At 73.8% G+C, this 11,076-nt stretch carries 9 protein-coding genes; 7 read left to right on the top strand and 2 right to left on the bottom strand.

Annotation, left to right across the window (positions count from 1 at the left end):
- Positions 1-117 precede the first annotated feature (117 nt).
- Positions 118-1,701, bottom strand: coding sequence for an APC family permease (locus QSK00_RS24900; RefSeq protein WP_285595200.1), 1,584 nt, complete (start codon positions 1,699-1,701; stop codon positions 118-120).
- Positions 1,702-1,761: 60 nt separating this feature from the next.
- Between QSK00_RS24900 and QSK00_RS24895 the strand changes: the two genes are divergently transcribed.
- From QSK00_RS24895 to QSK00_RS24870, 6 genes are all read left to right on the top strand, one after another.
- A complete protein-coding gene (locus QSK00_RS24895; RefSeq protein WP_285595199.1) occupies positions 1,762-2,181 on the top strand; it encodes a hypothetical protein in 420 nt (139 codons plus the stop codon).
- Positions 2,182-2,354: 173 nt separating this feature from the next.
- On the top strand, positions 2,355-3,059 hold the full coding sequence (locus tag QSK00_RS24890; RefSeq protein WP_285595198.1) for a GNAT family N-acetyltransferase: 705 nt from the start codon (positions 2,355-2,357) through the stop codon (positions 3,057-3,059).
- Positions 3,056-4,186 (top strand): LLM class flavin-dependent oxidoreductase, encoded by a 1,131-nt coding sequence (locus QSK00_RS24885; protein WP_285595197.1) that lies wholly within the window; start codon positions 3,056-3,058, stop codon positions 4,184-4,186. The genes QSK00_RS24890 and QSK00_RS24885 overlap by 4 nt, the downstream gene beginning before the upstream one ends.
- Positions 4,186-5,508, top strand: a complete 1,323-nt coding sequence (locus QSK00_RS24880; RefSeq protein WP_285595196.1) for an LLM class flavin-dependent oxidoreductase — start codon at positions 4,186-4,188, stop codon at positions 5,506-5,508. Before QSK00_RS24885 ends, QSK00_RS24880 begins: the two co-directional genes overlap by 1 nt.
- The gene (locus tag QSK00_RS24875; protein ID WP_285595195.1) at positions 5,505-6,794 is read left to right on the top strand and encodes a pyridoxal-phosphate dependent enzyme; all 1,290 of its coding nucleotides are present in this window, start codon (positions 5,505-5,507) and stop codon (positions 6,792-6,794) included. Before QSK00_RS24880 ends, QSK00_RS24875 begins: the two co-directional genes overlap by 4 nt.
- Before the next feature lie 53 nt (positions 6,795-6,847).
- A complete protein-coding gene (locus tag QSK00_RS24870) occupies positions 6,848-8,041 on the top strand; it encodes a trans-sulfuration enzyme family protein (protein ID WP_285595194.1) in 1,194 nt (397 codons plus the stop codon).
- On the opposite strand, the gene QSK00_RS24865 is transcribed toward QSK00_RS24870, so the two are convergent.
- Positions 8,038-9,030: an amidohydrolase family protein gene (locus QSK00_RS24865; protein ID WP_285595193.1), complete on the bottom strand. Its 993-nt coding sequence runs from the start codon at positions 9,028-9,030 to the stop codon at positions 8,038-8,040. The genes QSK00_RS24870 and QSK00_RS24865 overlap by 4 nt on opposite strands.
- A 185-nt stretch (positions 9,031-9,215) precedes the next feature.
- Between QSK00_RS24865 and QSK00_RS24860 the strand changes: the two genes are divergently transcribed.
- A complete protein-coding gene (locus tag QSK00_RS24860; RefSeq protein WP_285595192.1) occupies positions 9,216-11,039 on the top strand; it encodes a DUF6777 domain-containing protein in 1,824 nt (607 codons plus the stop codon).
- The last annotated feature ends 37 nt before the right edge of the window (positions 11,040-11,076 follow it).

Genomic DNA, 11,076 nt, shown 5'->3' with positions numbered 1-11,076 from the left:
TCTCATCGATAACGCGATCGCCGCCAGCCTTACCCTTGACCGCAGCGTCCGCTACCAGCGGAACACCAACCTGTCCGCGATGTGCTGAGACTTATCTGTCCAGGATGTGCTGAGACATCACACCGTGTCAGGGGACGGATGAGTGCTCACGGGCGCGGAGCGCACCCCGGAGCGCACCGCCACCGGGAACACCACCGCCGCCCACACCGCCACGACGAGGCTGTCCCACGGCGCGGGCAGCACGCCGAGGCCGTCGAACGAGCCGAGGCCGGAGAGCAGCGTCAGCACCAGCAGGTGGACCACGAGCCACGCTCCGCGGCGGAGCTCCTCGACGAGCGACCCGGACCGGTCGCGGCGCCACAGCACCACGAACAGCGGCACGCCGACGAGGGTGAGCGGCAGGGCGAGGCGCAGGTCGGAGAAGCCCGACCAGTAGACGAACAGCGTCGCCAGGACGAACGAGACGGGCGTGATGACGCGCAGCCCCGGGACCCAGCCGGAGAGCCGCTCGGGCTCCCGTCGTCGGAACACCTCCGCGGCGACGGCGGCCGCGAGGTAGAGCAGCAGGTACAGCGTGCCCATCACCGAGACGATCGACTGCCACCCGGAGAACGGCAGGAGGTAGACCACGATGACGGCGAGGTTGAGCAGCAGCGCCCGCCGCGGGATGCCCGACGACGGGTGCACCGCCATCAGCGCCCGCGGCAGCAGCCGGTTCTTCGCGAGCGCGTAGGTGTGGCGCGCGTCGACCGCGACCCCGACGAAGGCCGACCCGCCCGGCGAGACGACCGCGTCGCCGTAGAGCACGGCGGCGAGGAACCCGAGGTTCAGGACGACCGCGAGCTGCCCGAACGGCGACTCGAAGTTCACGCCCTGCCAGCCGGACCCGAGGGCGTCGGCGGGCACCGCCCCGAGGAACGCAAGCTGGAGGCCCAGGTAGAGCAGCAGCGCGAGGCCGATCGACCCGAGTACCGCGAGCGGCACGGTGCGCTGCGGGTCGCGGGCCTCGCCGGAGAAGTCGACCGGCGCCTGGAACCCGTTGAGCGAGTACACGATCCCGCCGCCGGCCAGCGCGGAGAGCACCGCGCCCCAGCCGTAGGGCGCGAAGCCGCCGTGGTCGGTGAGCCGGGCGGAGTCGAAGCCGGAGGCCAGCAGCAGCACGACGGTCAGCAGCGGAACCGCGACCTTCACGACCGTCACCGCCGTGTTGACCCGACCGAACAGCTTCACGCCGAACCAGTTCAGCGCCGTGAGCACCACCGACAGCACGACGGCGAAGAGCACGCCCGCGCCGGTCAGCGCGTCGTCGGCGTAGAGCCAGGGCAGGTAGTAGCCGGCGTACTGGACGATCGCGGTGAGCTCGGCGGACGTCGCGCCCACCGAGAGCAGCACCGAGAACCCGATGACGGTGCCGGCGAGCCGGCCGCTCGCGTACAGCGGCCAGCGGACGGTGCCGCCGCCCTCCGGACGGGTCGCACCGAGCTCGACCATCACCAGCGCGACGAGCGTGACGAGCACGCCCGCGATCAGCCAGGCCACCAGCGCGGCGGGCCCCGCGATCTGCGCGGCGTAGAGCGCGGCGAACAGCCAGCCCGAGCCGACGATGTTGGAGAACCCGATGGCGGAGAGGCCGCCCACGCCCAGGTGGCGGCGCAGGCGGCCCTCCTGCGCGGCGACCTCGTCGCCGACCGTCGTCGTCACGGACGGCGGACTACCCGGTGCGGGCACCTGCCAGCGGGCCCGGTGTGATTGCCTGCCCCCATGGAGTGGACCTGGCCCCGGCTCGCGGCGTCGGCCGCGGGGGTGTTCGTCGTCGCGGGAGCGGTGACCGCGGTGGCGACCTTCCCGACGACGGGTGGTGCGGCGCCGGCCGCCGTCCTCCCCGCGGCGGGCGCGCCGATCGTGCCGGCGGGAGTGGCACCGTCCACGACGGCGCCCCCGACCCCGGTCGCGGACGACGCGCCGGACCCGACCACGACGCAGCCCGCGCGGGTCGCGGCATCCGCGGCTCCGGCCGACGACGGACCGCGCGACGCACCCCGACCCGCCGTCGGGAACGGGCCCGCGGACGACGACGGGCCCGGGCCGGACGGCCCGAAGGGCAAGGACAAGGGCAAGGGCCCGAAGGACGACGGTCCGGGCAAGGGCCACGACGGCGGCGGGCCCGGCCGGGGTCACTGAATATTCCCGGTCGAGGGCCGGACGTTGCTCACCTGCACGAACCGCGCCGTGGTGGTTACGGTGGCCAGGTGATCGTGCTCGTGTCGCGCCGATGGCTCGACGGCGTCGGCTCGCCGCCCGGGCTGTAGCCCTCCTCGGACTCCTGCCCGCAGGAACCGACAGGGAGGACCCCGGTGGACGCCCCCACCACGACCGCACTCGACGACCCGCTGCGCGCCGCGCTCGACGGGCCGCAGGCACGCCTCGCCGTGCGGCACGGCGATGCCGTGCGCTACCACCCCGACGTCGCGCCCTTCCTCGCGCCGCCCCGCTCTCCGCGGGAGTGGCGCGACGCGGCCGATCTCGGTGACGTCATGGTGGTCCGCACCGCCGGCCCCCTCGACGTCCCCGACGACTGGACCCTGGAGCGCGAGATCCCCGGGGTGCAGATGGTGCTCGACGACGACGTCCCGACACCGACCGCGCCCGACCCGCAGCTCGTCCTGCTCGGCGATCCCGACGTCGACGAGATGCTCGCCCTCGTCGGGCGCACGAGGCCCGGCCCGTTCGCCCGGCGGACGCGTGAACTGGGCGTCTACCTGGGCATCCGGGACGAGCTGCTGGGTCTCGCCGCCATGGCGGGCGAACGCATGCACGTGCCGGGCGCCTGCGAGATCAGCGCCGTCTGCACCGACCCGACGGTGCGGGGCCGGGGTCTCGCGACGCGGCTGGTCCTCGCGGTCGCCGCGGGCATCCGGGCCCGCGGCGAGACGCCCTACCTGCACGCCGCCGCCGACAACACCACCGCGATCCGGCTCTACGAGCAGCTGGGGTTCCGGCTGCGGGCCACCCCGTCCTTCGTCGCCGTCCGCGCTCCGTCACATCCGGAGGAGACATGACCTTCCACCTCGCCGTCGCCCTCAACGACACCGGCTGGCACCCCGCCGCCCCACCGGGCGACGTGCTCGAGCCGGACTTCTGGGTGTCGCAGATCCAGGAGGCCGAGCGGGGCCTGGCCACGCTCGTCACCCTGGAGGACGGCTTCGCCCGCCCCGGGCTGGACTCGGTGCTGATCGCGCTGCGGGCCGGACCGGTGACCTCGCACATCGGGCTGGTGCCGACGGTGGTCGCCACCCACACCGAGCCGTTCCACGTCTCCACACAGATCGCGACGCTGGACTGGGTCACCTCCGGACGCGCCGGCGAGCGCATCAAGGTCTCGGCGGATCCGGCGGAGGCCGCGCTGTTCGGCCGCCGCGACCCGGCGTCGGAGACCCGCGAGGGGCTGTTCGAGGAGGCCGCCGACCACGTCGAGGTGCAGCGCCGGCTGTGGGACTCGTGGGAGGACGACGCCGAGATCCGCGACGCGGCGACCAACCGCTTCGTCGACCGCGACAAGCTGCACTACATCGACTTCGTCGGCTCGCACTTCGCGGTCCGCGGCCCGTCGATCACGCCGCGCCCGCCGCAGGGCCAGCCGATCGTCACCGCCCTCGCGCACGTCGACACCGCCTACCGGCTCGCCGCGCGGTGCGCGGACCTCGTGTTCACCACCCCGGACGGCGTCGGGCGCGACGGGCCCACCGGGGACGCGGCGACGACGCTGCGCGGGGTCCGGTCGGCGGAGGCGGAGATCGGGCGGGTCGGGGCGAGCGGAGCGACGGGGGGAGGTCAGCAGCCGACGCAGGTCCTCGGCGACCTGGTCGTCTTCCTCGACGACGACGCCACGGCCGCGAGCACCCGGTGGACCCGGCTCGACGGCGAGCGGACGCTGCGCTCGGACGCGGACGTCTTCGCCGGCACCGTCGAGCAGCTCGCGACGAAGCTCGAGGGCTGGGCCGCCGCCGGCCTCGACGGGGCGCGCCTGCGACCCGCCGTCGCCGACCACGACCTCCCCCGCATCGCGCGCGACCTCGCGCCCGAGCTGGCCCGACGCGGCCTGACCCGCACCGCCTACGAGGCGGACACCCTCCGGGGCCTGCTCGGCCTCGAGAAGCCTGCCGACCGCTATGCAGGAGTGCAGTGATGACGAAGCCCGCGAAGAAGCAGATCCACCTCGCCGCCCACTTCCCCGGCGTCAACAACACGACGGTCTGGAGCGACCCGGCGTCGGCCAGTCACATCGAGTTCGAGTCGTTCCGGCTCTTCGCGCAGTCGGCCGAGCGCGGACTGTTCGACTTCCTGTTCCTCGCCGAGGGCCTGCGCCTGCGCGAGCAGGGCGGAAAGATCTACGACCTGGACGTCATGGGGCGCCCGGACAACGTGTCGATCCTGCAGGCGATGGCGGCCGTCACCAGCCACGTCGGGCTCGCGGGCACGGTGAACTCGACGTTCAACGAGCCGCTCGACGTCGCCCGCAAGCTCGCTTCCCTGGACTACCTCTCCGGCGGCCGCGCCGCGTGGAACGTCGTCACCAGCTGGGACGAGTTCACCGGCGAGAACTTCCGCCGGGGTGGCTACCTGCCCAAGGAGAAGCGCTACCTGCGGGCGAAGGAGATGCTCGACGTCGCCAAGCAGCTGTGGGACACCGACGGCGGCGAGTTCGACATCCACACCGACCAGTTCGACATCACCGGCCGCTTCCCGGTCCCGCGCAGCCCGCAGGGCCACCCGGTGATCATCCAGGCCGGCGACTCGGAGGAGGGCCGCGAGTTCGCGGCGAGCTCCGCCGACGCGATCTTCACCCGGCACGGCGAGAAGCAGGCCGGCATCGAGTTCTACGCCGACGTGAAGGGGCGGCTCGCGAAGTTCGGTCGCCGCGAGGAGGACCTCAAGATCCTGCCGGCCGCCACCTTCGTGCTGGGCGACACCGAGGACGAGGCCGCCGAGAACGCCCGCCAGGTCCAGTTCCAGCAGATCTCCCCCGCCACGGCGATCGCGTTCGCCGAGCAGGTCTGGAACCGCGACCTCTCCGACGTCGACCCCGACGGCCCGGTGCCGAGCTTCGACCCGGTGACCGAGAACGACGTCGACTCCGGCCAGCACTTCTCCCGGGGCCGGGCCAGCGTGCGGCAGTACCGCGACCCCGTCGCGACCGCGCAGGAGTGGCGCGAGCTCGGCGAGGCGAAGGGCTGGTCGCTGCGCGAGGTCGTCATCGCGAAGAACGGCCGGCACACCTTCGTCGGGACCCCGCAGCGGGTCGCCGACACCATCGACGACTTCGTGCAGTCGAACGCGAGCGACGGGTTCGTGCTGGTCCCGCACATCACGCCGGGCGGGATGGACCCGTTCGTCGACCAGGTGGTCCCGCTGCTGCAGGAGAAGGGGTCGTTCCGCACCTCCTACGAGGGGACGACCCTGCGGGAGAACCTGGGGCTCTCGCCGGTGCGCGTGCTCTCGCAGTCGTGAGCGGTCTGCTCGACCTCGTCGGCGGCACGCCGCTGGTGTCGCTGCGGCACAGCGGCGTGCTCGCCAAGCTCGAGTACCTGAACCCGGGCGGCTCGGTGAAGGACCGGGCGGCGCTGTCGATGGTGCTCGCGGCCGAGGAGTCGGGCGCGCTGCGGCCCGGCGGCACGATCGTCGAGGGGACCAGCGGCAACACCGGGCTCGGGCTCGCGCAGGTCGCTGCGGCCCGGGGCTACCGCATGGTCTGCGTGCTGCCGGACAAGACCGCCGTCGAGAAGCTCGACGCGCTGCGGGCCTACGGGGCCGAGGTGGTGCTGACGCCGTCGGCCCTGCCGAAGGAGCACCCGAACCACGTCGTGGCGTGGGCCGCCCGGATCGCCCGGGAGACCCCGGGCGGCTGGTGGGCCGACCAGTACGGCAACCCGGCCAACCCGGCGGTCCACCTCCGGACGACGGGTCCGGAGATCTGGGAGGCGACCGAGGGGCGCGTGACGCACTTCGTCGCGACGATCGGCACCGGCGGCACGATCTCCGGGACCGGACGGTTCCTCAAGGAGGCCTCGGACGGCCGCGTGCAGGTGATCGGAGCCGACCCCGTCACCTCGTCGTACAACGGCGGGGACGGCTCGCCGTTCGCGATCGAGGCGGCCGGGCACTACGTCCACCCGCAGACCGTGGACGACCCGTGGCCGGACTCCTACCACCGTGACGTCGTCGACTCCGTCGTCGCCGTGCCGGACCGGGCGTCGATCGAGGCGTGTCGGGCGCTCGCGAGGACCGAGGGGCTGCTGGTGGGCGGTTCCTCGGGCACGGCGTTCGCGGTGGCCCGCGAGGTGACCGGCGACTGCGTCGTCGTGCTGCTCCCCGACTCCGGGCGGGCCTACTTGTCCAAGTACCACTCCGACACGTGGTGCCGCCGGCAGGGCTTCCTCGACGGGGAGCTGTCGGCGTTCGTGTCTCCCGTGGTGTCGGTGCCGGTGGGGACGCCGGTCGCCGAGGCCCGGCGGGCGTTGGAGTCGTCCGGGCAGCCGGCGCTGCCGGTGGTGCTCGCGGGCCGGTCGGACCGGTTCCCGCCGGCGGCCGGGGAGGTGCTGGCGCTGGCGACGGCGTCCGACCTCGCCTCGGGCACCGTCGGCCCGGCGTCCGTGCCGCCGGTCGGGTTGGGCGTGGGCGAGTCGGTGGCCGACGCGCTGGAACGCTTTCCCGACGGCGAGGTCGCGCACCTCGTGCGGGACGGGCGGCTGGCGGGGTTGGTGACGCGGGGTGCGCTCCGCGCAGGTGAGCAGTAATCCGTGCCCGGGCACGGATTAGTGCTCACCTGGCGAAGCCATACCGTCGCGCCGTGACGCAGCGACCCGACAAGCACGACCCGTCGTCGTGCCGGCTGGAGACGCAGGCCGTGCACGGCGGCAACGCCGTCGACCCCGGGACGCGGGCGATCCGCACGCCGCTGGTGATGGCGAACTCGTACGCGCTGCCGGAGGACCCGTCGGCGCTGTCGTGGTCGGGGTTCGACACGCCGCTGTACACGCGGAACTCCGGGGTCAACCAGATCGCGCTGCAACGGAAACTGGCCACGCTGGAGCACGCCGAGGACGCCGTGGTGCTGGCGTCCGGGGTCGCGGCCCTGCACGCCGTCTTCTTCAGCCTGCTGCGCACCGGCGACCACGCGGTGATCTCCGACGTGACCTACGAAGCGACGTTCCGGCTGTTCCGCGACATCCTGCCCGCGCGTTACGGCGTCGAGGCGACGTTCGTGGACACCTCCGACCCCGAGGCGGTCCGCGCCGCGATCCGGCCGACGACGAAGCTGGTGCACACGGAGGTGGTCGCGAACCCGACGACGCGGGTCTGCGACATCCCGGCCGTGGCGGCGATCGCGCACGAGGCGGGCGCGCTGCTCTCGGTCGACTCGACCTTCACCCCGCCCCCGCTCTATCGGCCGCTCGAGCACGGCGCGGACCTCGTCGTGCACTCGCTGACGAAGTTCGTCAACGGGCACGGCGACGCGATGGGCGGGGCCGTCCTCGGGGCGACCGAGCTGCTCGACCCGATCCGCGCCGACGTCATGATCGACGTCGGCGGGGTGATCTCGCCGTTCAACGCGTGGTTGATCTCCCGCGGGGCGATCACCCTCCCGCTGCGTCTGCGGCAGCACCTGGCGTCGGCGCAGCGGGTCGCGGAGTTCCTGACGACGAGGCCCGAGGTCGCCTACGTCGCCTACCCCGGCCTGCCGTCGCACCCGCAGCACCCGGTGGCACGGCGACTCTTCGGCGGCGAGCCGCCGGGCGCCGTCATGGCGTTCGCGCTCGACGGCGACACGGACGCGCAGAACCGGTTCGTCGCCGACCTGCGCGTGATCACCTCGGCCGTGTCCGTCGGGCACGACGAGTCGCTGATCGTGCACGTCGGGCCGGACGGGCCGCGGGCGGCGCACTGGCCCGCGGAGTTCCGCCGCTACGGGCACCTGCGGCTGTCGGTGGGTCTGGAGGACCCGGACGACCTCGTCGCGGACCTCGCCGCCGCCCTGGGTTAGCGCGCGGGGCGGAGCCGCTCCCAGTTGCCCGAACCGATCGCGTCCTTCTCCGCCTCCGTGAGGTCGGCCTCGTCCAGGAACCGGCGCGCGGCGCCGCCGGAGTTGTCGATGAACGGGTGGTCGACCGCCGTCATGATCCGCTCGACCCCGACCAGCTCGATCGTCCAGCGCATCATCCGCGGCACGGTCAGGCCGCTGCCGGTGTAGGAGACGTTCTCCCGGAAGTAGTCCGCGACCGGTCGGCGCAGGTCGGTCCCGAACCGGGTGGACACCGCGGAGATGCGGTCGAGGAAGAACAGCACGACCTCGCCCCAGTGCCCGATCACGAGCTGCAGGTCGGGGTGCCGGTCGAAGACGCCGGCGAGGATCATCCGCAGGACCTGCATGCCGGTCTCGTAGTGCCAGCCGATCGCCGCGCTCGCGAGCGCCGAGTCGGTCGCGGGGTCGAAGCCCGTGTAGTAGGCGTCGCGGATCTCGTCGACCGGCTGGTGCGGGTGCACGTAGATCGGGGCGCCGAGCTCGGCCGCCGCGGCCCAGATCGGCTCGTTGCGCGGGTCGTCGAGCCGGACCGGACCCGTCCGACCGTGGATCATCGCGCCCGCCAGCCCCAGGTCGGTGACCGCGCGGCGGAGCTCGGCCGCCGACGCCTCCGGGTCCGGGGTGGGGAGCGTGGCGAAGCCGTCGAAGCGGTCGGGGTGCGCGGCGACGGCCTTCGCGATCGCGTCGTTGGCGCGCCGGGCGAGCGGGACGGCGCGTTCCGCCTCGAGGTTCTGCACGCCGGGGGCGGTCAGCGACAGGACCTGGACGTCGATGCCCTGGTCGTCCATCGCCGCGATCCGGCCCTTCCCGACGTCGAGCAGGGCCTCGCCGGCCATGTCCATCATCGAGGCCACGTCGGCCCGGTCCCGGTCGGTGCCGGGCGCGGTCCGCCACGCCTCGGCGACCTCCGGCGTCGCCAGGTGCTCCTCGAGGGCAATGAGCTTGCGCATGCTCATCATCGTGCTCCCGAGCGCGTGAGGGCGCTGCGTGGGTAGGGCTGTCCCCACCTCCGTGACGGGGGTCCTCCCCGGGCTGCCCGGGGGTTCGCACGATCGTTGCGCGGGCTCGATCGCGACAGGCTTCTCCCATCACCGAGACGGGGTCGCCGAGGCCCCGGGAGTCACCAGGAGCCCCGATGAACACGCAGTTCGACCCCCGCACCGTCCACCCGAATCCGCAGTTCCGGGGCCCGCAGTTCATCCGGGAGCCGCAGGCGGGACCTCGCCCGCCGTTCGCGCCCGCGCAGCCGCCGTTCGGTGGCCACCCGCCCTTCACACCGCCGCAGGTCTTCCCCGGCCAGTACCGCGGCCCGGTTCCGCCGCCGCCCTCGGCGCCGCTGCCGAAGAAGCGCCCGATCGTCGGGAAGATCGTTGCCGGGCTCGTCGCCGCCGGGCTCGTCGTGGGCGGGGCCGGAGCCTGGTACACGCTGTCCGGCTCCACCCCGACCGTGCAGGCCACGAGCTTCGCCGGCGCCGACCCCACCACCGCGCCGTTCGGCACCGACCACGCCGAGGTCGCGACGGTCGCCGCCACCGGCGACCAGCCCGGTGACACCCCCGGCCTCTACGCCACCACCGACCCGGCCAGCTGCGACAGCGCGGCCTTCCTGCAGCAGCTCCAGGCCGACCCCGCGAAGCTCGCGGCCTGGGGCGGCGTGTTCGGCCTCGGCGCCGCGGACGTGCCGGCGTTCGTGAACTCGCTGTCCCCGGTCGTCCTGCGGGCCGCCACCAGCGTCACCGACCACCCGTTCCACGAGGGCGCGTTCGTCGAGGAGCCCGCGGTCCTCGCAGCCGGCACCGCGGTGCTCGTCAACTCCTACGGCGAGCCGACCGTCAAGTGCTTCAACGGCAACCCGCTCTCCGCCGGCCCGAGCACCGCGGCGGCCGTCACGGTCTCCCCCACCACGCAGGTGGTCACGAACTTCCGCCTCACCACCGTGGACAACAGCCGGGTCGTCGTCGTCCACGGCAAGCCGGACCCGAAGCCGAACAAGGGCCCGAACAAGAAGCCCGAGACCGTCCCGACGCCGGACCCGGTGCTGGTGCAGAAGGCGAAGGACGCGCAGACCGCGGCCGACAAGGCGCGGACCGACGCGAACGACGCCCGCGCGAAGGCGGACGACGCCGCGACGAAGGCCCGGATCTTCCGCAGCGAGGCCAACCGGCTCGTCGGCGTGGAGGCGGCCGCCACGAACCGGGCGAACACCGCCAACGCTGCCGCCGCCACCGCGCAGCAGGAGTTGAACCGGGCGTTCCTGGCCTTCCCGCCCGACCCGGCGCGCGTCGCGGCCGCGCAGGCCAAGCTGACGGCGGCCAGGTCCGAGCAGGTCGCGGCGGCCACCGACCTGGTGAAGGCCCGGAACGACCTCACGGAGGCCGACGGGGCGGCCGACACCGCGGAGGACCAGGCCCGGATGGCCAACTCCGCCGCCACCAGCGCCGAGGGGGTGGCCGACCAGGCCGACAAGAACGCCGCCGACGCGAAGAAGAAGGCCGACGACTCCGCCAAGCCCGAGAACCAGCCGGCGAAGAACACGGTCACCGGTGACGGGACGGCGCCCGGCACCGACGTCGCGCCGGAGAAGGGCACCGGGACGCAGGAGGGCACCGCCGACGGGGCGAAGCCCGACACCGACGGGACCGCCGCGGGCACCGGCACCGGCACCACCACCGGCACCGGCACCGGCACCGGCACGACCGACCCCTGCTCCGCGGTCGCGGGCAAGACCCTGCCCGCGACCTGCCAGGCGCCCGACACGACCGGCACCGGCACGACGGGCACGACGGGCACGACGGGCACGACGGGCACGACGGGCACCACCGGCGGCGCCGACACGGCCGGCACGGGGACCGGCGCCGGCGGCGGCCAGTCCGGCAGCGACACCGGCAGCACCTCGCAGGACGGCGGTTCCACCGGGACCGGCGGCTCGACCGGCAGCGACCAGAGCACCGGCAGCTGAGCCCCAGCACGACGAGAGCCCGGCCCCACCTCAGGTG

This window comes from Actinomycetospora sp. NBRC 106378, assembly GCF_030269685.1.
GTDB lineage: Bacteria > Actinomycetota > Actinomycetes > Mycobacteriales > Pseudonocardiaceae > Actinomycetospora.
Note: the sequence above shows the minus strand (reverse complement) of the source record. Positions and strands in the feature narration are given on the sequence as shown.

Excerpts from the sequence above, each read along its gene's own strand:
- QSK00_RS24885 (WP_285595197.1), top strand. The coding sequence starts at position 3,056 with ATGACCTTCCACCTCGCCGTCGCCCTCAACGACACCGGCTGGCACCCC.
- QSK00_RS24880 (WP_285595196.1), top strand. The coding sequence starts at position 4,186 with ATGACGAAGCCCGCGAAGAAGCAGATCCACCTCGCCGCCCACTTCCCC.
- QSK00_RS24860 (WP_285595192.1), top strand. The coding sequence starts at position 9,216 with ATGAACACGCAGTTCGACCCCCGCACCGTCCACCCGAATCCGCAGTTC.
- QSK00_RS24865 (WP_285595193.1), bottom strand. The coding sequence starts at position 9,030 with ATGCGCAAGCTCATTGCCCTCGAGGAGCACCTGGCGACGCCGGAGGTC.
- QSK00_RS24895 (WP_285595199.1), top strand. The coding sequence starts at position 1,762 with ATGGAGTGGACCTGGCCCCGGCTCGCGGCGTCGGCCGCGGGGGTGTTC.